The sequence below is a fragment of the Nonomuraea sp. NPDC005501 genome (genome assembly GCF_040605905.1).
Classification (GTDB): Bacteria; Actinomycetota; Actinomycetes; order Streptosporangiales; family Streptosporangiaceae; genus Nonomuraea.
Window position 1 is genome coordinate 38,508 of record NZ_JBEXDT010000050.1, and the last position, 24,670, is coordinate 63,177.

A 24,670-nucleotide genomic window follows, 5' to 3' on the forward strand; every position below is an offset into this window, starting at 1 on the left:
GGCTACGCGCGGGTCAGCCACTCCAGCAGGACCCGCACCCCGAAGCCCGTGGCCCCCTTGGTCAGGATCCCGTCGTCGACCGTGCTGCGGCCCACTCCGGCGATGTCGAGGTGCGCCCACGGCCTCTTGCCCGCGAACTCCCTGAGGAACAGCGCGGCCGTGATGGACCCGGCGCCGTAGGTGCTGCCGCTCTCCACGTTGGCCAGGTCGGCGATCGGCGACTCCAGGGCCGGCGCGTACTCGTCGATCAGCGGCATCCGCCACAGCCGGTCGTCGCTGTCGCGGCCGGCGGCCAGGAGCGCGCGGGCGAGGTCGTCGTCGGTGGAGTAGACGGACCCGACGTTGCGGCCGAGCGCGACGGTGATGGCGCCCGTCAGCGTGGCGATGTCGACGACCGCGTCGGGGTCGAGCTCGGCGTCGGCGTAGGCCAGCGCGTCGGCCAGCACCAGCCGTCCCTCGGCGTCGGTGTTGAGCACCTCGACCGTGCGGCCGCCGTAGTGGGTGATGACGTCGCTGGGCCGCTGGGCGGTGCCGGACGGCATGTTCTCGGCGGAGGCGACCAGGCCGGTGACCCGGACCGGGACGCCCAGCCGCGCCAGCGCGCCGATGACGGCGATCACCACGGCGCCGCCCGCCATGTCGGTCTTCTGGGTCTTCATGTTCTCGGTCGGCTTGAGCGACAGGCCGCCCGAGTCGAACGTGATGCCCTTGCCCACCAGCACGACGTGCCGCTCGGGAGTGCCCTCGGGAACGTAGGAGAGCTGGATGAGCCGAGGGGGGTTGGCCGAGCCGCGGCCGACGGCGAGGATGCCGCCGAACCCGCCGGCCTGGAGCTGCTCCTCGTCCCACACCCGCACGGGCACGCCCTGCTCGGCGGCGCGCTCGGCCAGCCAGGCGGGCGTCTTGACCGACGCGGGCGTGTTGGCCAGGTCACGGGCCAGCGCCACGGCCTGCGCGACGGTCTCGCCCCGCCGTACGGCCTGCTCGTCGGCGAACGCGAACCGCAGCGAGCGCACGGGCGGCTTGCCCGGCCGGCCGATGCGGAAGGAGTAGGCGGCCAGCAGCGCGGCCTCGGCGAACGCGGCGACGTCACCCTCCGGCGCCACCACGGTCAGCTCCTCGCGGCCCTTGACCCTGCGGGTCAGCCCCGCCGCCGCCTTGCGCAGCGCCTTCGGCGAGCCGTCGCCGACGCCGTACAGCAGGACGCGCCCGACGCCGCCCTCCCGTGCCACGGGGACCTCGACGATCTCGCCGGCCTCGCCCTTGGCCTCGTAGTGGGCCAGCAGGCCGGGCAGGGGCACCGGCAGGTCGAGCTCGACGGCGGGAACCAGCTCGGGCGTGTAGGGGACGGCCAGCAGCTCGGCGTCGTCCGGGACGCCGGCGACCACCGATGCAGTGGTCTCAATGGGCACGGAACATTCTCCTCAAACGTCAGCGACCCTGGCGCGCGGATACGCCAGGGCCGTCGGACCAGGTCTTACTCGGGAGCTCTCAGCCGACGACGTTCTTCAGCGCCTCGCCGAGCGCCTTGGCCTCGTCTGCGGAAATCTCCACGACGAGCCGGCCACCACCCTCCAGAGGGACCCGCATGACAATGCCGCGCCCTTCCTTGGTGACCTCGAGCGGACCATCGCCGGTCCGCGGCTTCATCGCCGCCATGCGTGCATCCCTTCCTGCCTTGGGCTCCCGCAGCCCGCGGTTTTCAGTCCGCCCGCTAGGGAGGGCGGCGCATTCACGTCTTCTGTGATGTCCTATTCTCCCGCATCGAGAGCGCTCATGGGTAACGATCTCCTCCCAGAATGCGTTGTCGGGGGTGGAGAAGACGTCCAAACTGGACAGCGTGCACGCACGCGCCGCCCTGTTCGACCTCTATGGAGACCACCTGCGCCCGCGCGGCGGACAGGCCTCCGTGGCGGCTCTCGTACGCCTCATGAAACCCCTGGAGATCGCCGCTCCCGCCGTGCGGACCGCCGTTTCCCGTATGGTCAGGCAGGGCTGGCTGGAGCCCGTCAGATTGCCCCAGGGGGCCGGCTACGGGCTCACGCCGAAGTGCGTCAGAAGACTGGACGACGCAGCGTCGAGAATTTACCGAGCGGGAACACCGGCCTGGCACGGACGGTGGCACCTGATCGTTCTGGAGCCGATGAGGGATCGGCCGCGCAGGGAACGGGTCAGGGCCGTTCTCGCGTTTCTCGGGTACGCGCCCTTGTCGGAGACCACCTGGGCCGGGCCGCGCTCCTCCCGGGAGGTGGACCACCTGCTCGCCAGTGAGGGGCTGCGTGCCGACAGGTTCGACGCGGCGCTGGAGGGCGACCCCCGCGAGCTGGTGGCCCGGATCTGGGATCTGGACGCCGTCGGCGAGGCGTACGAGCGATGGCTGACGGAGGCTGCCACGCTGGTCGGGGCGCTGCCGGGCGGGGCGCCGGACGACCAGGTGTTCGCGACGAGGAGCAGGCTCGTGCACGGGTGGCGCAACTTCCTCTTCCGCGACCCCGGCCTGCCGCCCGAGCTGCTGCCGGCCGGCTGGCCCGGTGAGCAGGCCAGAGCGTACTTCGAGCAGGAGGCGTCCCGCCTGCTGCCCTCAGCCGCCGCGTTCGTCGACAGGGAGCTGCCGTGATCCGCTATGACCTGACCGACTCCGTCGCCACCGTCACGCTCGACCGGCCCGAGGCGATGAACTCGCTGACGGCCGAGGTGAAGTCGGCCCTGCTGGAGGCGCTGCGCCGGGCGGCCGGCGACGAGCAGGTGCGGGCGGTGCTGCTGACCGGCTCCGGCCGGGCCTTCTGCGCCGGCCAGGACCTGCGCGAGCACGCCGACAATCTGGAGGCCGGGCGCGGGCTGGCCGGCACCGTGCGCGAGCACTACAACCCGCTGGTGGAGCTCATCACCACCATGGCCAAGCCGGTGGTGGCCGCCGTCAACGGCGTCGCCGCGGGGGCGGGCGCCTCGCTCGCCTTCGCCTGCGACCTGCGGATCGCCTCGGAGCGGGCCAAGTTCGCGCTCGCGTTCTCCGGCATCGGGCTCGCGCCCGACTCGGGGGCGTCCTGGACGCTGCAACGCCTCGTCGGCGCGGGGCGCGCCGCCGAGCTGATGCTGCTCGGCGAGCCGGTCGACGCCGCGCGGGCACTGGAGCTGGGGCTCGTCACCCGGGTGGTGCCGCCGGACGACGTGCTCAAGGCCGCCGGGGAGCTGGCGGTACGGCTCGCGCAGGGGCCCACGCGCGCATACGCGGCCACCAAGCGGGCGCTGGCCTACGCCGCCACGCACACGCTGCCGGAGGCGCTGGAGCTGGAGGCGGTCCTGCAGGACGAGTGCGCCGCCACCCGCGACCACCGTGACGCCACCCGGGCCTTCCTGGCCAAGGAGCGCCCGTCGTTCACCGGCCGCTGAGCACGCCCGTCGCCGGGGTGCGCGCCAGGCAGCCCTCGATGTGGTCGTTGACCAGGCCGATCGCCTGCATGAGCGCGTAGGCGGTGGTCGGGCCGACGAATCTGAACCCGTGCCGCTTCAGCTCCTTGGCCAGCGCCTTGGAGCCCGGCGTGACGGCGGGCACGTCGGCCATCGTCCTCGGCGTCGGGGCGCCCGGGTCGGCGTGCCGCCACACCAGCTCCGACAGCCCGCCGGGCAGGTCGAGCGCGACGCGGGCGTTGTTGATCACGGCCTCGACCTTGGCGCGGTTGCGGACGATCCCGGCGTCGCCGAGCAGCCTCTCGACGTCCTTCTCGGTGTACGCGGCGACCTTCGGGATGGCGAAGCCGTCGAAGGCGGCGCGGAAGTTCTCCCGCTTGCGCAGGATCGTCAGCCACGACAGCCCGGACTGGAACGCCTCCAGCGCCACCCGCTCGAACACCTTGTCGTCACCGTGGACGGGACGGCCCCACTCCTCGTCGTGGTAGGCCGTGTAGAGGGGGTCGGCCAGGCCCGGCCAGGTACAGCGGATCAGCTCGGTCACGCGCGCTCGTCCCCCTCCTTGCCCGCCACCGCCCGCACCGGCTCCACCCGCGTGCGGGCGGCCTCCTCGTGCGTGTCCGCCGTCTCGTCGCGCGGGCCCGAAGTGTCCTCGCGCGTGTGCGCGGGCTCCTCGCGCGTGTCCGCGGGCTTCTCGCTCGTGTCCGCGGGCTCCTCATGGGGGGCCGCTGTCTCGTCGCGCGTGTCCGCGGTCCCGTCGCCGGTGTGCGCGGCCTTCTCGCCGGGCTGGGGCTCTGGCTCGGGAGGAACGCCGTTCGCATCCGCCGGAACGCCGTCCGCGGCAGGCGTGCCCGGCTCTTCCGCGGGCGCCACCTCGGCGGCCGGGACCGCGATCGGCTCCGGCTGAGCTGCGATCGGGTCGGCCTGGGCGGCGATCGGGTCGCCGTCCTCGGGCAGGCTGGGCAGCTCGGCGGGGCCGTCGGGCTCGTGGTCGGTCCGTGGCGCGCCGCCGGGCGAGGCGTACAGCTCCTGGCGCGCGTACAGGCGGCTCGACATCAGCTCCGAGACTCGCTGCTCCAGCACGGCGATGCGCGTGTCGCGGGCGCTGATCGCGCTGGCGGCTCTGCGCAACGTCTCGTCGACGCTCTGTGTGTGATAGCCGACGATGTTGACCGGAAGCTGAAGCGCCATGAAGTCGACAGCCGTGAGCCGCGTGGCCTCGGGCAGGTCGAGGGGCGGCACGTCCGGCGGGAACTCGGTCAGCTCACCGCCCCTGCCAAGGGAGACCAGCACCACGCAGGCCAGGATGGCGAGCGCCGCGATGGCGAGGATGACCAGCACATGGGCATCGTACTCATACCATCGAGGCATGAGTCCCGCAGTTGTCGCACCCGGTGCGTCTCCGGACCCCGACTGGACCCCCGCGGGCTCGCCCGCCGAGGCCGCGGCGCTGGCGCGGGCGGGCGCGACCGTGCTGGTCACCCTGCCACCGGAGCTCGATGCCGCACTGGCCGCGGCGGCCGTCTACTGCTGGCACGGCGCGCGGGTGTTCGTCACCGAGCACACCGACCAGGTACGCCTGGCGCTGGAGATGACGGAGTCGCTGGCCGGCCGGCGCCCCCCGGCCCTGGCCCGCCGCGCCCTGGCCTGAAAACGCCGGACTGAAAGCACCGGACTGAAAGCACCGGACTGAAAGCACGGGCCCCGAACACCTGGGCCCCGAACACCCGGGCCCCGAACATCCGGGGCCTGAACGCCGGGGCCCGAGGCTCCGTGATCTGCGGGCCCTGGTTTCAGCCCGTGGCCTCGCCCAGCTCCTCCGCCGTGGGGCGCACCGGCTGGGCGCGGCTCTCGATGTGGTCGAGCGCCTCCTCCACCGACGTCGTCCACGAGATCGCGTCGAAGACGTTCGCCCGGGTGAACCCCTCGTCGTACATGTGCTCCACGAGCGCGCGCAGCGACGCGTACAGACCCCACGGGTCGAGGATGACCAGGGGCCTGTCATGGATGCCCAGGACGCGGGCCGTCCAGATCTCGAACAGCTCCTCCAGGGTGCCGATGCCGCCCGGCAGCACGAGGAAGGCGTCGGACCGCTCGTCCATGACGCCCTTGCGCTCGCGCATGCCGGGGGTGACGATCAGCTCGTCGGAGTCGCGGTCGGCGATCTCGATGTCCACCAGCGCCTGAGGGATGACGCCGATCGTGCGCCCGCCCGCCGCCCGGGCGGCGGCGGTGACGGCGCCCATGCAGGAGACGGTGGCACCGCCGCTGACCAGTGTGTGGCCACGTCTGGCCAGCTCGGTGCCGGCATGCGTCGCCAGCTCCACGTACTTGGGGTCGATCTTCTGACTGGACGCACAGAACACGCAGACATTCACGGCATGTCAGCTTATTGGGGTTCGGCGGTGTGGCCTGCGGCCGCCTCGATCTCCTCCTGGCGCAGCCCGGAGCGCGCCTGGTCGGACTCGACGACGATGCGCACGGCCTCGTCCACGTCGTCGGTGACGGTGATCAGGTCGAGGTCCTGCTCGGCGATCTTGCCGGTGCCCAGCAGCGTGCTCTTGATCCAGTCGATCAGGCCGCCCCAGAACTCCGAGCCCATGAGCACGACCGGGAACGAGGTGACCTTGTGCGTCTGCACCAGCGTGAGAGCCTCGAACAGCTCGTCCAGCGTGCCGAAGCCGCCGGGGAGGGCGATGAAGCCGCACGAGTACTTCACGAACATGGTCTTGCGGACGAAGAAGTAACGGAACTCGATGCCCAGGTCCACGTACTCGTTCATGCGCTGCTCGAACGGCAGCTCGATGCCGAGTCCCACCGAGACGGCGCCGTCGACCTCGGAGGCGCCGCGGTTGGCCGACTCCATCACACCCGGTCCGCCGCCGGTGATGACGGCGTAGCCGGCCTCGGCGATGGCCCGGCCGAGCGCGCGGCCCATGGCGTACTCGGCGGAGTCGGCGGGGGTGCGGGCGGAGCCGAAGACCGTGACGGCCCGCGGCAGCTCGGCGAGCTGGCCGAAGCCCTCCACGAACTCCGCCTGGATCCGCAGCACCCGCCACGGGTCCATGTGGACCCAGTCGGCGGGGCCCTGCCGGTCGAGCAGGCGCTGGTCGTGCGTGGATTCGGGGACGAGGCTGCCACGGACCACGGCCTGGCCCTGACGGCGCTCGCGACGTGTCGTATCCATGCGGATCACGCTAGCCCTCCTTCTGTGCCCCTGAACCAGGGGCCGTTCCCTCCGGCGCCGGCGCACCTCCCCGCGGACCGGGCCGTGGACGGCCCACCGACTGGGCCGTCCGAGCAAAATAGCAGGTCAACGCCCGTGTGGGGGGTGGCAAAAAATCATGAAAAAAGAGGGGAACCGGATTTCGACTCGCCTGCGTCTAACTGCCGAGGGTGCTGCTCGGGACTGAAAGTGGCTTTCCCCGCCAAATGGCCGGCGAGGAAAGCCACTTTCATGTTCCGGGGTCCCGTGTCAGGCCGAGAGCCAGTCGAGCATCGCCCGCTCGCTCTCCACGATCTTCTGCCGGGAGACGTACTCCCCCTGCTGGTGCGCCAGGTTCGGGTCGCCGGGGCCGTAGTTGACGGCCGGGATGCCCAGCGCCGAGAACCTCGCCACGTCCGTCCAGCCGAGCTTGGCCCGCGGCTCGCCGCCCACGGCCGCGGCGAAGGCCGCCGCCACCGGGTGCGTCAGGCCCGGCCGGGCGGCCGGGGCCCCGTCGGTGAAGCTCACCTCGAACCCGTCGAACACCTCGCGCACGTGCGCCCGCGCCTGGTCCTCGGTGAGGTCGGGCGCGAAGCGGTAGTTGACCGTGACCACGCACGTGTCCGGGATGACGTTGCCCGCGACCCCGCCGCGCACCCCGACGGCGTTCAGCCCCTCGTGGTACTCCAGCCCGTCGACGACCGGCCGGCGCGCCTGGTAGGCGTTCAGCCGGGCCAGGACCGGCTCGATGCCGTGGATGGCGTTGACCCCGAACCACGACCGGGCGCTGTGCGAACGCTTGCCCGTGACCAGCACCTCGGCCCGCAGCGTGCCCTGGCAGCCGCCCTCGATCACCCCGTCCGTCGGCTCCATCAGCACGGCGAAGTCGGCGGCGAGCCAGTCGGCGTGGTCGCGGGCGACCCGGTTGAGCCCGTTGCGCTCGGCCTCGACCTCCTCGCAGTCGTAGAAGACGTACGTGACGTCGCGGTTGGGCGCGGGGAGCGCCGCGGCGAGCTTGAGCGCGACGGCGACGCCCGCCTTCATGTCGGAGGTGCCGCAGCCGTGGAGGAGGTCGCCCTCGACGCGGCTCGGCAGGTTGGCGTGGACCGGGACGGTGTCGAGATGCCCGGCGATCAGCACGCGCTCGCCCCGCCCGAGCGTGGTGCGGGCGACGACCGTCTCGCCGGACCGGTCGACCTTCAGGTGCGGCAGCGCGCCGAGCGCCCCCTCCACCGCGTCGGCCAGCTCGCGCTCGTCGCCGCTCACCGACTCGATGTCGACGATCGCCGCGGTCAGGTCGCGGACGTCCTGGGTCAGGTCCAGCATCACGTGTTCACCCCGTGCTCGCGCAGCGCCTCGTTGAGCGCCGCCTTGTCGTGCCGCTGCCCCGGCTCCAGCCGCTTGATCACCAGCACGCACGGCAGGCCGAACGTGCCGCCGGGGAACTCCTTCTGACGGGTGCCGCCGACGGCCACGCACCAGTCGGGCACCCGGCCACGGGCCAGCTCCTCGCCCGTCTCCACGTCTATCACGGGGATCGACGCCGACAGGATCGTGCCCGCCCCGACCACCGCGCCACGTCCCACCCGGGCGCCCTCGACGAGCATGGCGCGGCTGCCGACCAGCGCGTCGTCCTCCACGACCACCGGCAGCGCCCCGGGCGGCTCCAGCACGCCGCCGATGCCCACGCCGCCCGACAGGTGCACGTTGGCGCCGATCTGGGCGCACGATCCGACCGTGGCCCACGTGTCGACCATCGTGCCGGACCCGACGTGGGCGCCGATGTTGACGAACGACGGCATCAGCACCACACCGGGCGCGGCGTACGAGCCCCAGCGGGCGATCGCGCCGGGCACCACGCGCACCCCGTCGAACGTGGTCTTGAGCGGCACCCGGTCGATGTGCTGGAAGTCGCCCACCTGCGACCGGGCCATGCCGAGCACCTTGAAGGCGAGCAGGATCGCCCGCCTGGCCCGCTCGTCCACCACCACCTCGCCATCCGACACCTCGGCCACCCGCGCCTTGCCGGTGTCGAGCAGGTCGATCGCGCCCACCACCACGGCGCGCGCCTCGGTGTCCTGGGGCGACAGCTCCGCGCGCAGCTCCCACAGGGCGTCGACCGCCGGTGGGATCGGTGACGACGTGCTCTGGTCACTCATGGCCACGGAGCTTATCCGGCCGGGTAGGTTTTCCAGAGTGCGCGTGCGCTTCTCCCGCGGTGTCATCACGATCGCGGCCATCGTCGTCGTGCTCGCGGTGGCGATCTCCGTGGGCCTGTTCAAGCTGCTCAGCAAGGCGCAGCCGCTCGCCCCTCCGGAGGCCTACTGCAGCGTGCGCACCCCGGAGGGCGCCCTCGACCTCGACATCGAGCAGGCGCAGATCGCGGCCACCATCGCCGCCGTCGCGGCGCGCCGCAGGCTGCCCGAGCGGGCCGTGGTGATCGCTTACGCCACGGCGCTCCAGGAGTCCAAGCTCTACAACCTGCCCGGCGGCGACCGCGACTCGGTCGGGGTGTTCCAGCAGCGCGAGTCGCAGGGCTGGGGCAAGAAGAAGCAGCTCATGGACCCGGTCTACGCGACCAACAAGTTCTTCGCGGCACTGGTGAAGGTCAAGAACTACCGGAAGATCCCGCTGGCCGAGGCCGCCCAGGAGGTGCAGCGCTCGGCGGGCGGCTACGCCTACGCCCCGCACGAGGAGGACGCCAAGATCCTCGCCGCCACGTTCACCGGCCGGGTGCCGCGCGCCCTCCACTGCTGGTACCCGCCGGCCAAGGGGGAGACGGCGCCGCCGAAGCCCAAGGCCACCGAGGCGCGCCGCCAGCTCGCGCGGGCCATCGGCGACCCGGCCGTCACGAGCACGCGCCGCGGATGGCTGATCGCGGCCTGGTCGGTGGCGTACGCGCAGAAGTACGGACTGAGCCGGGTGGGGTTCAGCGGCGCGGTGTGGAGGAACGACGCGAACGTGGAGGGCTGGAAGGCCGGCGGCAAGGCCGGCGACGCCCAGGTGGAGCTGTCGTAGCCGGACGCGCCCGGGTCAGGTCGCGCGGCTGACGATGGCGATGGAGCCGGGGGCCAGCGGGCTGGCGTAGCTGGCGGTCCACGAGCCGCCCTGGATCCGTTCGAAGGACAGCAGCCTGCCGTCGGAGGCCCGGTAGTCGGCGAAGTCGAGCAGGCCGCGCTCCGGCAGGCCGGTGTCGCCCTCGCACCGGAAGGCCGCCGTGCCGCGCTCGATGGGGAAGAACTCGACGCCCTCCATGATGAGCATGCTCTTGGCCGGGACCATGCCCTGCGTGGGCACCTCGGTCCACATGAACACCTCCAGGTGCGGCGGGTCGCCCTGGCGCATCTCGACCGACAGCCACTGCCGGCGGCGGGCGACGTCGCGCAGGAGGAACTCCGTCCACTCGTGCCCCTGCCAGGAGACGAACACGGCGCCCAGCACGCGCGCGGGCGAGCCGTGGACCTCGATCCCGTCGCCGACCTTGATCGTGCGGGGGTCGGCGTAGTCGGACCCGGCATACAGCACCACGCCCACCGGCGCCGGCAACGGGGTCTCGAGAGGAGCGACCTCGACCGGCGGCTCGGCCGTCCTGCCCTTCCTGCCCTGGCGCAGGACGGCCAGGAAAACCACCAGCAGCAGGAGGACGGTGGCGATGCTCAGTCCGAGTACGACCATGGCGGTCATGCCCATAGCTCAGCTCGCTCCACTCGCGGTCTGTCTCGGCGAGCGCCTTTGTCAACGCCCTGAGTAACGCCCTTATTGACATGTACGCGCCCGCCGGCGGGGCGGGCTGTGCCGGGATCCTACTGGAGGCGGCGTACCGCCGCATCGACGCGCTCGTCGGTGGCGGTCACCGCGATGCGCACGTGCTGCCCGCCCGCCGCTCCGTAGAATTCCCCTGGCGCGACCAAAATACCGATATCAGCGAGCTTGCCGACCTGATCCCACGATTTTTCTCCGTTGGACGCCCAGAAGTAGAGACCCGCTGTCGAATGGTCGATGCGCCAGCCGGCCGCCTCCAGCGCCGGGCGCAGCCGCGCGCGGCGGGCCGCGTAGAGCTCCCGCTGCTCGTCGGCGTGCCCGTCGTCGGCCAGCGCGGCGGCCATCGCCGCCTGCACCGGGGCCGGCATGATCATGCCCGCGTGCTTGCGGACCTCCAGCAGGCGCTTCACCAGCGCCGGGTCGCCCGTGACGAAACCCGCTCGGTAGCCGGCCAGATTGGACCGCTTGGAGAGCGAGTGGACGGCGAGCAGCCCCTCGTGGGAGCCGCCGCAGACGTCGGGGTGCAGGATGGAGACCGGTCGCTCCTCCCAGCCCAGCTCGATGTAGCACTCGTCGGAGGCCACGACCGTGCCGCGCTCGCGGGCCCAGGCCACCACCTTGCGCAGGTGCTCGGCCGGGAGCACGCGGCCCGTGGGGTTGCCCGGCGAGTTGATCCACACCAGGTCGGGGCGCTCGGGGCCGAGGGCCAGCAGGCCGTCCGAGGCCAGCGTCGAGGCGCCCGCCAGCCGCGCGCCCACGTCGTACGTGGGATAGGCCAGCTCGGGCAGCACCACCCGCTTGGCGCCGAGGTAGGTCGGCAGCCAGGCGACGAACTCCTTGGACCCGATCAGCGGCAGCACGTCGCGCTGGTCCACCGTGACCTCGTGCCTGCGCCGCAGCCAGCCCGCCGCCGCCTCGCGCAGCCTCCGGGTGCCGTGCGTCATCGGATAGCCGGGGCTGTCGGAGGCCGCGGTCAGCGCCTCCCGCACCGCCGGGGGCACCGGGTCGACCGGGGTGCCGATCGACAGGTCGACGACCCCGTCGGGATGGGCGCGGGCGCGCTCCTTGTAGGGCTCCAGCTTGTCCCAGGGAAAGTCGGGCAGGGTGTTCACGGAACTCCAGGTCTCGGTGGTGCGGGCCGTACCGCGACGGCGCACGTCACGGCACCGGCGCACACCGTGGCGCCGGGCCGGCCGGGCGACCGCCCACAGCGTGCGGGCGGCTAGTCGCCCTCACCCTGAGGCGGCAGCGCCGCGACGACCGGGTGGTCCTTCTCGATCTTGCCGACCTTCGAGGCGCCGCCGGGCGAGCCCAGGTCCTCGAAGAAGTCGACATTGGCCTTGTAGAAGTCCTTCCACTGCTCAGGAAGGTCGTCCTCATAGAAGATGGCCTCGACGGGGCACACCGGCTCGCACGCTCCGCAGTCCACGCACTCGTCCGGGTGGATGTACAACATGCGCTCGCCCTCGTAGATGCAGTCGACGGGGCACTCCTCGATGCACGCCTTGTCCAGGACGTCCACGCAAGGCTGCGCGATGACGTAGGTCACCTCGAGCTCCTTCTTCTCCGCCACCATGGCTGAATCTGACCGCGGTTTGCTAGGCCCTAGTATTGCCGTGCTTGTCGGCTGGCCGAAACGGAGGGTGGCAAACTCATGGCCGCTCGTCTGGTGATCAGCGTCACAAGTGCCGACGTGGGCGCCCGGATCACCACGCGCAGGCGGGTTTCCGGCGGGTTCAGCGACGCGGTCGGCGTCCTGGAATCGTGGGAGCACGGCGTGTTGCGGGTGCGTAAAAGGGACGGCACGCTCGTGGAGATCTCCGAGGAGAGTCTGGTGGCGGCCAGGATCGTACCGGCCGCGCCTCCTCGACCTGGGCGTCCGTAGCGGCGAGTATTCGCCGTGTGACCGTACGTATGTGTGCCGCCGCGGCAGCCATCCTCGTCAGCGCCGGGTGCGGCGCGTCCACCACCAGCACGCCGTCCAAGCCGCTCCCGCCGGTGAACGCGCGGGCCCTCTCCCTCAAGGAGGGCTTCGGCGACATGGACCGGCTCGTGGCGGCGGCCCGCCAGGAGGGGTCGCTCACCGTGATCGGGCTCCCCCACGACTGGGTGAACTACGGGGGTATCCTCGCCGCCTTCACCGACAAGTACGGCGTCAAGGTGAACGAGCTGGAGCCGAACGCCAGCAGCGCCCGCCAGCTCCAGGCGGCGGTGCAGCCCAAGCCCGACGTGTACGACCTCACGCTGGACGTGGCGGTGGCCCACGCCGGCCACTTCTCGCCGTACAAGGTGGCGGGCTGGCAGGACCTGCCGGACGACGTCAAGGACCCGACCGGCGCCTGGTACGCCGCCTACGGCTCGTACATGTCGATCGGCTACGACCCGCGCGTCCCCGCGCCCACCTCGTTCGCCGACCTCACCAAGCCCGGCTACACGGTCGCGCTCGACGGCGACCCGCTGCGCGCGGAGGCGGCCTTCGACGGCGTCATGGCGGCCTCGCTGGAGCGCGGCACGCCCCACCCGCGGCGCGGGGTGGAGCTGTTCGGCAGGCTCGGGCACGCCGGGCGGCTCACCGAGCCAGCCAAGGCGAACGTGATCGTGAGCTGGGACCACGTCAACGCCCGCCGCGCCGCGCAGAACCCCGACGGATGGAGGGTCACGATCCCGAAGGACGCCCCGCTCGGCTCGTACCACGTGCAGGCCATCTCCAAGACCGCGCCGCACCCGGCCGCGGCCCGGCTGTGGGAGGAGTTCCTCTTCTCCGACGAGGGCCAGAATCTGCTGCAGCGCGGGTACGCCCGGCCGGCGCGCGCGGAGGCCATGCTCATGCGCGGCAAGCTCGACACCGAGCAGGCCGCCAAGCTGCCCGTCCCGCCCGGACCGCCGGTCCTGCTCACGATCCCGCAAACCGACGCGGGAAAGTCCTATCTAAAGAGAGAATGGACAAAGAGCGTCCGGTGAGACCGATGTGACTCGGTATGTCATAGCGACGCTCAGCCTCTAAAGTGAACGGACAGCACGGCCACGGGGGCCCGATGTCTGACGAATGTGAGCTGATCGTCTTGCGATATGACGCACCGAGCTTGGAGCGGTGGAGCAGTCGCGCCTACGACGGCAGTTTCGGCTACGTCTCCACCCAGGGCGCTCCCCTGGTCGACCTGCTGGATCCGCGGCCCGGGGAGCGCGTTCTCGACCTCGGCTGCGGCACCGGCGTGCTGACGGCCCAGATCGCCGCGCGCGGCGCCGAGGTGCTCGGCATCGACGGCTCCCCCGCCATGATCGAGAAGGCGCTCGCGCAGCACCCCGGCATCGACTTCATCGTCGGCGACGGCCACGACTTCACCGTCGTCCAGGCCTACGACGCCGTCTTCTCCAACGCCGCGCTCCACTGGATGAGCCGCGACCCGGCCACCGTCATCGCCAACGTCCGCGAGGCCCTGGTCCCGGGGGGCCGGTTCGTCGCCGAGATGGGCGGGGCGGGCAACTGCGCCGAGCTGACCGCCGCCATGCTGACGGCCTGGCGCGAGTACGGGCTGCGCGAGCCCGACCTGCCCTGGTACTTCCCCACGCCCGCCGAGTACGCCCGCCGCCTGGAGCAGGAGGGCTTCGTGGTGCGGCTGCTGGAGTACTTCGACCGTCCCACGCCCCTTGAGGAGTGCCCCGGCGGAGCCGCCGACTGGGTGCGGATGTTCGCCTCCTCTGTCATCGAGGGGCTGCCCCCGGAGGTCGTCGCGCCGCTGCTGGGCCGGGTCAACGAGCTCGCCGCGCCCGCGCTGCGCAGGGAGACGGGCTGGATGGCGGATTACGTGCGCCTGCGCTTCGCCGCTGTCCGGCGCTGATGCGTAGTCCATGATGCGTAGGGCTGTTTTGCCGGACTATGGTCTGTTCCGTGGGCGGCGAGACTGTGCCCGCACCGCGATACGCACGTTTTGATCAGCTTGACGAGCCTTGCGACGACACGGCGGCGTGAGGGGCCGGTGAACGGAACGGGATGAACTTCTGCCTGAGCGACCTCGTACCACCGTTGAGGTGGAGCGACGCGTCCACGATCACGCTGCTCACCGGGCAGCCGGACCTTCCGGACGCCTGGTGGCGCAGCCTGCCGCTGCCCCGCGTCCTCGCGGTCATCGGGCCGGAGGCACTGGGAGAGCTGCTCACGGAGATCGCGCTGGAGCAGTGGCCCGCCGCCGCCGTGGGTGACATCCTGCCCGCGCTGCACGTGCTGGATCCCGAGGAGGCGGACGAACCGCACGTCGCCATCGCGCTCGACCGCGCCGGCTCGTGGGCGGGACTGCTCGCCCTGACCGGCCGGGAGCTGGTGGACCAGCCGTTCATCCAGGCGCGGGCGGTGCTGGGGACGCTGTTCTCCGCGGTGTTCGCCCGGGTGTCCCCTCTGCCCTCCACCGCTGCCGCGTCCGTCGTGCCGGCCGCATCCGTCGTGCCGCCCGTGCCCGCTGCCGCCTCGCCTGCCGTGGCCTCACCCGCCGTGGCTGAGCCCGCCGTCGCAGAGCCCGCCCTGGCAGAGCCCGCAGTGGCAGAGCCTGTGGGCGCCGAGGCTGCCGTGGACGCGCCTGTCGCGGGCGGGCCCGCGCCCGAGCCGGTGCAGGCGCCGGTCGAGGCCGTGGACGCCGCCGAGTCCGAGGAGCCCGAGCCGGAGGCCGTCGAGGCCGAGTCTGAGGCGGCCGAGGCCGGGCCCGATGTGCCGGAGATCGTGGACGAGGTCGCGGACTCCGAGGCCGAAGAGATCGCGGAGCCCGAGCCCGTGGAGCCCGAGCCCGTGGATCATGAGGCTGCGGATCACGAGGCCGCGGGTCACGAGGCCGCGGAGCCGCGCGCGGAAGAGCCTGAGGCCGTGGAGCCGCAGGACGATGAGCCGCAGGCCGCTGAGCTCGACGACCGTCGGCCGGAGGGCGACGGCCCCGCGACGGAGGACGACGAGACCGAGGACGACGAGCCGGAGGCCGAGGGCGGGCAGGCGGCGCGGGACCTGTCCCAGCTGATCGAGTCGGCCTTCGCCGGGCTCGACGACAAGAGCTGGGCCGTCGCGCAGAACCGGGTCTTCACCGACGAGCCGTCCGCCGTGGACCAGCTCGCCAAGCTGTTCGCCGTGCCGCCGACCGAGATCTCCGAGACCGAGGAGCGGCTGCGGGCCCGCCTCGACCAGTGGCTGGCCAGCGACGAGGCGGCCCCGTACCGGGAGCACCTGGACGAGCTGCGCAGGACGATCGGCCCCGCCGCGCCCCGCGACCGGGTCATCGGAGCCGCGCCCTGGCACGCCAAGGAGATCAAGGCGCTGGAGGTTCCGGCCTGGCAGTTCGTGCTGGCCACCCTGCCGCCCCGGCCCCCGCAGGCAGCCGTGCCCGTCGCCAACGGCGTGCCGGCCGTCCCACCGGCGTCCCCCGCGCCCGAGCTCCCCGTCCGGAAGCCGAGGCCGCCCGCGCAGCCCGGACCTCCCGGACCGCCCGGGCCGTCCATGTTCCAGGCGTTCATGCCGTCCACGCCTGCGCCCGGGGAGAGCAACGGCGGGTCCGGCGAGCACCACGTGGACGAGCCTCCCGCCGCCGGCCTGCACGAGGCCGGCCTGCACGAGGCCGGTCCGCACGGGGCCGGCCAGCACGGGAGCGAGCAGCACGGGGGCGAGCAGGGGGGCGGCAAGCCGTACCAGCCGCTGAAGGACGTCTCGCAGACACGGCGCTGCTTCCGGCAGCCGGACGGCAGGTGGTGGCTGCGCGTGGACGTGACGGCGGAGCAGCTCGGCGGGGGCGAGTGCGCGCTGCCGACCGGGTTCGCCGCGTACCTGGGGCTGTCGCCCGGCGAGACGCGGACGGTGCGCAGCGCGGCGGGAGAGCTGACGATGACCTGGCACGGCAGACCGGTGCTGGAGTCGGTGGAGCGGCTGTTGGTGGACGTCGGCGCGAAGGAGGGCGGCCACCTGTTCCTCACACTGTCGGACGAGGGCGTGCTGCGGGCCAGGCACCTGCCGGTGGCCGCGCAGGGCGCCGAGAAGATCACGAAGGCGCTCCGCCTGGTCGGCTACACCGCTCCGGGCGGCACCCGCGACCAGGCCGCCCGGGTGATCGCCACCCGGATCGGCCTGACGGGGCCCGTGGCCCTGCCGGACCTGCTGAACCGGCTGCGCGAGCGCGGCGACCGCGACCTGCTCGCCCTGTTGGACTGAGCCGGCGTGCCGCGGCTCGCGATCGGCCCCGGGTTCCCCGGGCGGCTCAGCGCACTGGCTCCGCCGGTGCGCAGGGACGCCGTGGTCGCGTTACGCCGGTTCCTGCTGAACGTGGCGGGCGGCCCGCACCCCGAGCGGGTGCGGGGCGCGCGTGACGCGCGGGTGGCGACGCTGCGCCTGGGCGAGGGCCATCGCGGCGTCGTGGTGCGGCAGCGGGACGTGTACTGGCTGCGCACGGTGCTGCCCGACGCCGAGGCGTGGTCGCACGCCCGCCGGCACCGCTTCGGCATCAACCCCGTCCTGGGCGTCGTGGAGGAGTGGGACGCCGACGCGCTCGAACGGGTGGAGCCGGCGCTGCGCAGGTCGGCGGGCCCGGAACGGCTGTTCGACCCGATCTGCGACGGCGACCTGCTCGCGCTGGGCATCGACGTGCGGGCGCTGCCCCTGATCCGGCTGATCACCACCGAGGCCGACGTGGACGCGCTCGAACCCCTCCTGCCGCCCACCCAGCACGCCCCCCTGTCCGTGCTGGCCCGGGGCGGAACCCTGTCGGAGGCGTGGCGGGAGCTCGACGGCTGGCGCGCCGTGGACGAGGAGCCGCGCCAGATCGACACGGAGGACCTGCACGCCGCCCTGCGCCGCAGCCCGGACCGGGCGGCGTTCGTCGCCGACAAGGTGGAGCTGGACCGGGTGCTGACCGCGCCGGAGTGGTGCACGTTCCTGCACCCGCCGCAGCACCGGCTGGCCCACGCCCCCCGCTACGAGCAGCCGCTGCTGGTCATCGGTGGCCCGGGCACCGGCAAGACGCTCGTGGCGCTGCACCGGGCCGCCCATCTGGCCGCGCGGGGCAAGGGGCCGGTGCTGCTGGTGACGTTCTCCCAGAGCCTGGGCGAGGACCTGTCGGCCCGGCTGGACACGCTCATCGCCGACGAGTCCGTGCGCAAGCGGGTCGAGGTGGACAACCCCGAGCGGCTGGCCATGCGCATCGTGAGCGACGCCGAGGGCCGCCGTCCCGCGCTGATCGGGCCGGGGGCCCGGACGCTGGCCGAGCTGACCGACGAGGCGCTCCGGCTGCTGTCGAGGACGACGGGCGACCTGCTCGACGACGTCGATCCGGGACGCAAGCCGTACCGTCACATCGTCGTGGACGACGCGCAGGACTACAGCCCCGCGCAGTGGCGGCTGCTGCGGGCGGCGGCGCCGCACACGCACGACGACCTGTTCATCGTCGGCGACCCGCACCAGCGGGTGACCGACACGAGCGTGGCCCTCGGCGCGCTCGGCATCCCGGCCGAGCAGCGCACGCTGCGGGTCTCCCACCGGCTGCCGCAGGAGCTGCTGACGTTCGCGGTCCGGTTGCGGGGCGGCGGGCCGGTGGACGGGCTGGTCAAGGGTATGTCTCCGTTGTACGGCCTGCGCGCGACGCGCGACGGCGGACGACCGGTGGTGCTGGCCTACGAGTCGCCCGAGGCGGAGCTCGCCGGCCTGGCCGGAACGGTCGGCGCCTGGCTCGCCGAGGGGGTGCCGCCCGGTGAGATCGCCGTGGCCGCGCGCACGCCCGCGCTGGTGCGGGAGGCCCGGCGGGCGCTCGGCGACCGGGAGGTGCGGGTGTCGACGTTCCAGAACCTGAAGGGCCTGGAGTTCGAGAGGGTGGCGGTCATCGGTGTGGCCGAGGGCGTGGTGCCCGAGACGCCGCCCGACGACCCGGCGGCCCGGGCCCGCGCGCTCCAGCGCGAACGCGGCATGCTGTACGTGGCGTGCACGCGCGCGCGATCGATCCTTTACGTCTCCCACTCAGGAAGGGGCAGCCCATTTCTGTCGTTCTGAGCACATAGTCTGAACTGCGGATTTCTTCCCATTGCCGGTTGGACCCGAATGAACCTCAGCCTGAGCGACCTCGCGCCACCTGTGCGCTGGACCTCTCCTGGTCAGGTCGCGCCCATCGTGGAAGATCCCCAGCTGCCAGAGGCCTGGTGGCAGGCGATCCCGCTCGACCGCGCCTGCGCCGTCATCGGCACCCAGGGCGTCGCCGGCCACCTCGCCGACCTCGCCGTGGCCTGCTGGGGCCACCTGCTGCTCGGCGACATCCTGCCGCTGCTGCGCTTCTCCGACCCGGCCGAGGCCGAGCGCACACCGGAGATGCTGGGCAAGGACGTGGTCCAGAAGCTGTTCGGCGGGGTGTTCGAGCGCCTGCTGGAGCCCGCCGACGCGCCGGCCGTCCCCGTCCGGCGCGACAAGCCGCTGCCCGACCTCGTCGACGGCCTGTTCAGGGCCATGGACGACCGGCAGCGGGCCATCGCCCGCGATCGGCTCTACGCGGTCCAGCGGGTCACCCTGGACGAGCTGGCGCAGCGCTTCTCGGTCACCCGGGAGCGCATCAGGCAGATCGAGCGGGACCTGCGCGACCACGTGGAGGCCTGGCTCGGCGGTCCCGACGCGGTGCCGCTCGTCGCGCACGTCACCTGGCTTCGCGGACGACTCGGATCCGCCGTGCCGTCCGACGACCTCGCCGCGGCCGTGCCGTGGCACCGCGCGGAGCTGCGCACGCTCGGCATCCCCGCCTGGAGGTTCGTGCGGACGCTGCTGACCGGCTACGAGCAGTCCGAGGGCTGGCTCGTCGCGGGCGGCGCCGAGGAGCTGCGGGAGAAGACGCGCCAGCTCTTCACCGACGGCCCCCGACCGCTCGCCGAGGCCGTCACCATGGTCGCCCAGCTCGGGGTCCGCGAGGATGTCGCCGAGCGCTGGATCAAGTCCGTGCCGCAGCTGCGCGTGCTGGAGCAGCACGTGGTGCCGTGGCCGCGCAGCATCAACGAGAAGGCCGAGGCCGTCCTGGCCGTGGCCGGCAAGCCGCTGCCGCCGGAGGAGATCCAGGAGCGCATCGGCGAGGACTACAGCCTCGTCGGCATCCGCAACCAGCTCACCGCCGACGACCGGTTCCTGCGGGTCGACCGCAACAAGTACGGGCTGACCCGGTGGGGCGGCGACGAGTACCTCGGCATCCGGGAGATGATCGCCCGCGAGATCGAGCGGGCCGGCGGCGAGGCGTCGGTCAGCACCATCGTCACCAACCTCACCTCCCGCTACGACGTCAGCGAGAGCTCGGTCCGCGCCTACTCGGGCGGACCGGGGTTCGAGCGGACCCAGCGGGGCTGGATCCGGGTGGCCGGCACCGCGCCCGCCGGCGGCGCGGCGGAGCCGTACCAGCCGCGCAAGGACGTCTCGCTGACGCGCCGCAGCTTCCGCAGCCGCGACGGGCGGTGGTGGCACCGGGTCGACGTCAACGCCGAGCACCTGCGCGGGTCGGGCTCGCCGCTGCCGACCGGGTTCGCGGCGTACCTGGGCATGGCTCCCGGTGGGCAGCTCACCGCGTCCACGCCGTCCGGGGACGTGGTGGTGAGCTGGCACAACCAGCCCACCATGGGGTCGATCCGCAACGTGCTGGCCGACTTCAAGGCCGGCGAGGGCGACCACGTCTTCCTGACCGTGTCCGACGGCGGCGAGCTGCTGACGCGCTACCTGCCGGCCGCGCCGGTGACGATGCCGCCGCTGAACCGGGCCCTCTACCTCATCGGCTACACCGCGCCGGTGACCTCCGAGGCGGAGGGGCTGCGGCTGATCGGCGCCCGGGTGGGGCTGCCGGACACGGCGACGCGGGACGAGGTGCTGGCCCGGCTGCGGGAGCGCGGCGACCGCGACATCCTCGGCTTCCTGGGCGGCTGAGCGCTCGTGTGCCGGCCTCCCCGGGTCCGGTGCGGGGCGGCGCGGTGATCTCCGGGTCCGGGCGGGCCGGTTAGGCTCGGAGCCATGCTACGGATCCACGACAGCCGGACCGGGACGGCCGAGGAGATCGCCGCCGGGCGGGCACTGCGGACGTACGCGTGCGGGACCGCCGTGACCGGCCGGCCGGACGGGCGGTCGGGGCCGGACGGGGGCGCCGGCGGCTTTCCCGGCGGGCGGCCGGACGGGCGGCCCGGACTCGGTGAGCTGCGGTCGCTCCTGCTGGCGGACCTGATCCGGCGGATCCTCGAACGCGGCCGGGTGCGGGTGGTGGCCTGCTCGCCGCGCGGGTCGGGGGAGGCCGGCGCGCAGGCGCTCCGGGACGCCGCCGCGCTGAACTGCCGGCCGGCCGAGCACGCGCCGTCCGTGGCCGAGACGATCCCGTACGTGGTCGAGCTCGTCAGGGCGCTGGTGGAGAAGGGGCACGCCTACGTGGCGCCGGAGGGGCCGGTGTTCTTCGACGCCGGCTCGTTCCCCGGCCTGCCGCCGCTGCCCGCCGGTGAGCGTTCCGAGGGCGGGCGCTCCCCCGCCGACTGGGTGCTGTGGCTCCCTTCGGGCGGCGAGCCGTCCTGGGACTCGCCCTGGGGGCGGGGCGTGCCGGGTCCGCACGTGGTGTGCTCGGCCGTGGCGCTGGGCCTGCTCGGGGGGCGCGTCGACGTCCACGTGGGCGGGGCCGGGCCGCGCCGGCCGTACGAGGATCGTGAGCGCGCCCAGTCCGACGCGGCGGCCGGGCGCGAGGTGGCGCGGCACCGGGTCCACGCGGCGGACGTGCGCTTCGACGACCGCGAGCCGGGCGAGCACGCGCGGGAGGGCGAAGCGCCGCCGCCGGACACGGGAGACGCCGGGGACACCGGGGACGCCGGGGTGTCGCTGGCCGAGGTCGTGGGTGCCGGGCTGGATCCGCTGGCCGTGCGGATGGCGTTCCTGGAGCACCACTACCGGCGGCCGATCGTCCTCACCTGGGACTCCCTGCGTGCCGCCGACCGCGCCGTACGCGACTGGCGGACCCTGGTGGCGGAGTGGTCGGAGTCGCCCAGCGCGCCCATGGCCGCCGAGTACGTCAAGCGCGTCGAGGCCGCGCTCGACGACGACCTGGACACTCCGGCCGCGCTGCGGGCGCTGCGGGAGCTGGCGGCCGACGCGTCGGTGCCGCCGGGGACGAAGTTCGAGTCGTTTTTGCACGTGGACCAGGTGCTCGGGCTCGACCTGTCCAGCGACATCGGCAAGAGCCGCTGAGACCCTCGCCCCGAGCGCTCCGGCACGGAACGTGATCATGAATGAATGCGCCGTGACAGGCGGATTCGGGAGCTTCCGGAGCCGGTGCGAGCCGGGCGAGAGGAGTGATCAGGGGCTGTCAGACTAAGGGTCCGGCGCGGGAGGACGCGGAGGATCGGAGGTATTCGTGAGGTTGAGGCCCTACGCCTGGCTGCCCTGGCCGTTGCGCTGGCTGGCGCGGGCGCTGACCGTTCTCCTCGCCCTCGCGCTGGTGCTGACGGGCGTCGTCGTCCACACCGTACGGAAGTCCTACCCTCAGGTGGACGGGTCGCTCCGGCTGCCCGGCTTAACCGGGAACGTAGAGATTTATCGCGATAAATCAGGAATCCCGCAGATCTACGCGGACACCTCTGAGGACCTGTTCATGGCGCAGGGGTTCGTCCACGCGCAGGACCGGTTCTGGGAGATGGACTTCCGGCGGCACGTCACCGCCGGGCGGCTGTCGGAGCTGTTCGGTGAGGCGACGCTCGACAGCGACAAGGCGATCCGCACCATGGGCTGGCGCAGGGTGGCCGAGCAGGAGCTGTCCGAGCTGTCCGAGCGCACCCGGCGCTACCTCGACGCGTACGCCAAGGGCGTGAACGCCTGGCTCAAGGCCAACCCCAACGCCTCCGACCGCAGCCTCGAGTACTCCGTGCTCAAGGCGACCGGCGTCGACGCCGAGCCGGAGCCGTGGACGGCCCTCGACTCCGTCGCCTGGCTCAAGGCCATGGCCTGGGACCTGCGCTCCAACATGGAGGACGAGATCGACCGCGCGCTCGTCCTCACCAAGCTGCCGCGTGACCGGGTCGAGCAGCTCTATCCGGGATACCCGTTCGACGAGCACGCGCCGATCGTCACGCGGGGCGCGATCCGGCAGGACCGGTTCGACCAGACGGCCGCGCCGCGCCTGCGCGCGGGCACGCGTCCTCACGGACCGGCCGCCGCCGCGCTCGCCCAGGCCGCGCGGACGCTGGACGCCGTGCCCGGCACGATGAGCACCGCCGAGCGCGACGGCATCGGCTCGAACTCGTGGGTGGTCTCCGGCGAGCACACCAGGAGCGGCAAGCCGCTGCTCGCCAACGACCCGCACCTGTCCGCCGCGATGCCGTCGGTCTGGTACCAGACCGGGCTGCACTGCCGCGAGCTGTCGGAGCGGTGCTCGTACGACGTGACGGGCTTCACCTTCTCGGGCGTCCCCGGCGTCGTCATCGGCCACACCGACAAGATCGCCTGGGGGTTCACCAACCTGGGGCCGGACGTGGCCGACCTGTTCCTGGAGCAGGTGACGGGTGACACGTACCTGTACCAGGGCGAGCAGGTCAAGCTGGAGAAGCGGCAGGAGAAGATCAAGGTGGCGGGCGGCGACACCGTCACCATCGAGGTGCGCAGCACCAGGCACGGGCCACTGATCAACGAGGTCATGGGCGATGTCAAGCCGTCGGCCGGCGCGAACGCGGTGGCGCTCCAGTGGACCGCGCTGATGCCCGGCCGCACCGCCGACGCGATCTTCGCGCTCAACGAGGCGGGCGACTGGCACGAGTTCCGGGCGGCGGCCGCGCTGTTCGAGGTGCCCGCCCAGAACCTCGTGTACGCCGACACGTCCGGCAACATCGGCTACCAGGCTCCCGGGCGGATCCCGGTGCGCGCGAAGGGCGACGGCACCTGGCCCGTGCCCGGCTGGACGGGCGAGTACGACTGGAAGACCGCGCCCATCCCGTACGACCGCCTCCCGTCGGTGGAGAACCCGCCCGAGGGCTACATCGTCACGGCCAACAACGCCGTCATCGACCCGCGCCGCTACCAGCCGCTGCTGACCAAGGACTGGTCGTACGGCTACCGCTCGCAGCGCATCACCGACCGGCTGCGGGAGGCCATCGCCAAGGGCGACGTCGACGCCTCGACCATGTCCTCGATCCAGCAGGACACCCGCAACGGCCTGGCGGAGACCCTGGTGCCGGCCCTCATGGACGTGGAGCTCGCCGGGGCCGCCGTGCAGGCCAGGGAGCTGCTGAAGGACTGGGACGGCTCGCAGGGCGTCGGCTCCGCGCCCGCCGCGTACTTCAACGCCGTCTGGCGCCACCTGCTGAGCGCCACCTTCGACGACGACCTGCCCGAGGGCGCCCGCGCGAGCGGCGGCGACCGGTGGTACGTGGTGGTGCGGCGGCTGCTCGACACGCCCGACGACCCGTTCTGGGACGACACCACTACCAGGGGCCGCACGGAGACCCGCGACGACATCCTGCGGCAGGCCATGGCCGACGCCTACCAGGAGGTGTCGGAGCTGCTCGGCCCCGACGTCCGCGCCTGGCGCTGGGGCGACCTGCACCGGCTCACGCTCACCAACGCCTCGCTCGGCACCTCGGGCATCGCGCCGGTGGAGGCGCTGTTCAACCGGGGCCCGCTCAGCGTGGCGGGCGGCAAGGACGCGGTGGACGCCACCGGCTGGAACGTCGCCAAGGGGTACGCGGTCACGTCGGTGCCGTCGATGCGGATGGTGGTGGACCTGGCGGACCTGGACAAGTCCCGCTGGATCAACCTGACTGGCGCCTCGGGTCACGCCTTCCACGCCAACTACTGGGACCAGGCGGAGACCTGGGCGAGGGGCGAGCTGCTGCCGATGCGCTCCAAGCCGGACTCGGTCAAACAGGCCGCCGTCCACACCCTTCGCCTCCGCCCCTGACACAGTCGTCGTTGACGGCCCGGCCGGGTCTGGCGACGTCCGGTCAGCGGGCCAGGGCGGGCGGCTCGCCGGGGAGGGTGCCGGGATCGGGGGTCCGCAGGCCGTCCAGGACGACCTGGAGGTTGCGGTCCCACTGGCGGGCGCCCGCCTGGAGGCCCAGGGTGTGGGGTCCGGTGGAGGACGCGGCGACCATGAGGAACGCCACGTCCTCCCAGGTCACGTCCGTACGCATCACTCCGGCCCGCTGGGCGCGCTCCACCAGGAGCCGGATGCGGTCGCGCAGCTCGGCCCGGGAATGGTCAAGGACGTCGCCGAGGCGCTTGTTGACGTCGCACAGCTCGTTGCGAAGGCGAATGTAGGACAGGGCGAACGTCGTGAAGCCCGCCCAGGGGTCCGGATCGGC

The 24,670-nt window shown here is 72.8% G+C and carries 23 protein-coding genes and 1 pseudogene; 12 read left to right on the forward strand and 12 right to left on the reverse strand.

Translation table 11 applies throughout. The annotated features are described in order from the left end of the window. Positions 1–2: 2 nt before the first annotated feature. Both ABZS51_RS23755 and ABZS51_RS23760 read right to left on the reverse strand, forming a co-directional pair. Complete coding sequence (locus ABZS51_RS23755) at positions 3–1,412, reverse strand: leucyl aminopeptidase (RefSeq protein ID WP_355444802.1); 1,410 nt, start codon at positions 1,410–1,412, stop codon at positions 3–5. Between the two features lie 79 nt (positions 1,413–1,491). Beyond that, on the reverse strand, positions 1,492–1,659 hold the full coding sequence (locus ABZS51_RS23760) for a DUF3117 domain-containing protein (protein ID WP_020545024.1): 168 nt from the start codon (positions 1,657–1,659) through the stop codon (positions 1,492–1,494). 181 nt (positions 1,660–1,840) lie between these two features. On the opposite strand from ABZS51_RS23760, the gene ABZS51_RS23765 reads away from it, so the two are divergent. Both ABZS51_RS23765 and ABZS51_RS23770 read left to right on the forward strand, forming a co-directional pair. Then, positions 1,841–2,617: a PaaX family transcriptional regulator C-terminal domain-containing protein gene (locus ABZS51_RS23765; RefSeq protein ID WP_355444805.1), complete on the forward strand. Its 777-nt coding sequence runs from the start codon at positions 1,841–1,843 to the stop codon at positions 2,615–2,617. Next, the gene (locus tag ABZS51_RS23770; RefSeq protein ID WP_355444808.1) at positions 2,614–3,390 is read left to right on the forward strand and encodes an enoyl-CoA hydratase-related protein; all 777 of its coding nucleotides are present in this window, start codon (positions 2,614–2,616) and stop codon (positions 3,388–3,390) included. The genes ABZS51_RS23765 and ABZS51_RS23770 overlap by 4 nt, the downstream gene beginning before the upstream one ends. Here ABZS51_RS23770 and ABZS51_RS23775 read toward each other — a convergent pair. Beyond that, positions 3,377–3,952 (reverse strand): DNA-3-methyladenine glycosylase I, encoded by a 576-nt coding sequence (locus ABZS51_RS23775; protein WP_355444811.1) that lies wholly within the window; start codon positions 3,950–3,952, stop codon positions 3,377–3,379. The two genes, ABZS51_RS23770 and ABZS51_RS23775, sit on opposite strands and share 14 nt — an antisense overlap. After that, a complete protein-coding gene (locus ABZS51_RS23780; RefSeq protein ID WP_355444814.1) occupies positions 3,949–4,749 on the reverse strand; it encodes a hypothetical protein in 801 nt (266 codons plus the stop codon). The genes ABZS51_RS23775 and ABZS51_RS23780 overlap by 4 nt, the downstream gene beginning before the upstream one ends. Before the next feature lie 28 nt (positions 4,750–4,777). Here ABZS51_RS23780 and ABZS51_RS23785 point away from each other — a divergent pair, with 28 nt between their 5' ends. Next, positions 4,778–5,059: a hypothetical protein gene (locus tag ABZS51_RS23785; RefSeq protein WP_355444817.1), complete on the forward strand. Its 282-nt coding sequence runs from the start codon at positions 4,778–4,780 to the stop codon at positions 5,057–5,059. A 142-nt stretch (positions 5,060–5,201) separates the two neighbouring features. Here ABZS51_RS23785 and ABZS51_RS23790 read toward each other — a convergent pair whose 3' ends face one another. From ABZS51_RS23790 to ABZS51_RS23805, 4 genes are all read right to left on the reverse strand, one after another. Beyond that, positions 5,202–5,786 carry a TIGR00730 family Rossman fold protein gene (locus tag ABZS51_RS23790; RefSeq protein ID WP_355444820.1) on the reverse strand — a complete coding sequence of 195 codons (585 nt, stop codon included), beginning with the start codon at positions 5,784–5,786 and terminating at the stop codon, positions 5,202–5,204. 11 nt (positions 5,787–5,797) lie between these two features. Continuing rightward, complete coding sequence (locus ABZS51_RS23795; RefSeq protein ID WP_355444823.1) at positions 5,798–6,595, reverse strand: TIGR00730 family Rossman fold protein; 798 nt, start codon at positions 6,593–6,595, stop codon at positions 5,798–5,800. A 288-nt stretch (positions 6,596–6,883) separates the two neighbouring features. Continuing rightward, the gene (gene dapE / locus ABZS51_RS23800; protein ID WP_310713082.1) at positions 6,884–7,939 is read right to left on the reverse strand and encodes a succinyl-diaminopimelate desuccinylase; all 1,056 of its coding nucleotides are present in this window, start codon (positions 7,937–7,939) and stop codon (positions 6,884–6,886) included. Continuing rightward, the gene (locus ABZS51_RS23805; protein ID WP_310712889.1) at positions 7,939–8,772 is read right to left on the reverse strand and encodes a 2,3,4,5-tetrahydropyridine-2,6-dicarboxylate N-succinyltransferase; all 834 of its coding nucleotides are present in this window, start codon (positions 8,770–8,772) and stop codon (positions 7,939–7,941) included. Before ABZS51_RS23805 ends, dapE begins: the two co-directional genes overlap by 1 nt. 37 nt (positions 8,773–8,809) lie before the next feature. Here ABZS51_RS23805 and ABZS51_RS23810 point away from each other — a divergent pair, with 37 nt between their 5' ends. Further along, positions 8,810–9,631 (forward strand): hypothetical protein, encoded by an 822-nt coding sequence (locus ABZS51_RS23810; RefSeq protein ID WP_355444826.1) that lies wholly within the window; start codon positions 8,810–8,812, stop codon positions 9,629–9,631. 15 nt (positions 9,632–9,646) lie between these two features. Here ABZS51_RS23810 and ABZS51_RS23815 read toward each other — a convergent pair whose 3' ends face one another. The 3 genes from ABZS51_RS23815 to fdxA all read right to left on the reverse strand — a co-directional run bounded on the left by ABZS51_RS23815 (position 9,647) and on the right by fdxA (position 11,924). Beyond that, entirely contained in the window at positions 9,647–10,297 is a 651-nt protein-coding gene (locus tag ABZS51_RS23815; protein ID WP_355444829.1) for a DUF4178 domain-containing protein, read from the reverse strand. A 119-nt stretch (positions 10,298–10,416) separates the two neighbouring features. Further along, the gene (dapC, locus tag ABZS51_RS23820; RefSeq protein WP_355444832.1) at positions 10,417–11,487 is read right to left on the reverse strand and encodes a succinyldiaminopimelate transaminase; all 1,071 of its coding nucleotides are present in this window, start codon (positions 11,485–11,487) and stop codon (positions 10,417–10,419) included. A gap of 110 nt (positions 11,488–11,597) precedes the next feature. Then, the gene (fdxA, locus tag ABZS51_RS23825; RefSeq protein ID WP_310713081.1) at positions 11,598–11,924 is read right to left on the reverse strand and encodes a ferredoxin; all 327 of its coding nucleotides are present in this window, start codon (positions 11,922–11,924) and stop codon (positions 11,598–11,600) included. A 105-nt stretch (positions 11,925–12,029) separates the two neighbouring features. Between fdxA and ABZS51_RS23830 the strand changes: the two genes are divergently transcribed. The 8 genes from ABZS51_RS23830 (at position 12,030) to ABZS51_RS23865 (ending at position 24,267) form a co-directional block, all read left to right on the forward strand. Beyond that, positions 12,030–12,260, forward strand: a complete 231-nt coding sequence (locus ABZS51_RS23830) for a hypothetical protein (RefSeq protein ID WP_355444835.1) — start codon at positions 12,030–12,032, stop codon at positions 12,258–12,260. 17 nt (positions 12,261–12,277) lie between these two features. After that, a complete protein-coding gene (locus ABZS51_RS23835) occupies positions 12,278–13,336 on the forward strand; it encodes an ABC transporter substrate-binding protein (RefSeq protein ID WP_355444838.1) in 1,059 nt (352 codons plus the stop codon). 74 nt (positions 13,337–13,410) lie between these two features. After that, positions 13,411–14,214, forward strand: a complete 804-nt coding sequence (locus tag ABZS51_RS23840) for a class I SAM-dependent methyltransferase (RefSeq protein ID WP_355444841.1) — start codon at positions 13,411–13,413, stop codon at positions 14,212–14,214. A 152-nt stretch (positions 14,215–14,366) separates the two neighbouring features. Then, positions 14,367–16,553: a hypothetical protein gene (locus ABZS51_RS23845; protein ID WP_355444844.1), complete on the forward strand. Its 2,187-nt coding sequence runs from the start codon at positions 14,367–14,369 to the stop codon at positions 16,551–16,553. Between the two features lie 6 nt (positions 16,554–16,559). Then, positions 16,560–18,380, forward strand: a complete 1,821-nt coding sequence (locus ABZS51_RS23850) for a UvrD-helicase domain-containing protein (RefSeq protein WP_355444847.1) — start codon at positions 16,560–16,562, stop codon at positions 18,378–18,380. 117 nt (positions 18,381–18,497) lie between these two features. Then, entirely contained in the window at positions 18,498–20,273 is a 1,776-nt protein-coding gene (locus ABZS51_RS23855) for a sigma factor-like helix-turn-helix DNA-binding protein (protein ID WP_310712873.1), read from the forward strand. An 84-nt stretch (positions 20,274–20,357) separates the two neighbouring features. Beyond that, the gene (locus ABZS51_RS23860) at positions 20,358–21,566 is read left to right on the forward strand and encodes a cysteine--tRNA ligase (protein ID WP_355444850.1); all 1,209 of its coding nucleotides are present in this window, start codon (positions 20,358–20,360) and stop codon (positions 21,564–21,566) included. Positions 21,567–21,732: 166 nt separating this feature from the next. Further along, on the forward strand, positions 21,733–24,267 hold the full coding sequence (locus tag ABZS51_RS23865) for a penicillin acylase family protein (protein WP_355444853.1): 2,535 nt from the start codon (positions 21,733–21,735) through the stop codon (positions 24,265–24,267). A 43-nt stretch (positions 24,268–24,310) separates the two neighbouring features. On the opposite strand, the pseudogene ABZS51_RS23870 reads toward ABZS51_RS23865, so the two are convergent. Continuing rightward, a pseudogene (locus ABZS51_RS23870) lies at positions 24,311–24,670 on the reverse strand (hypothetical protein); the annotation flags it as partial.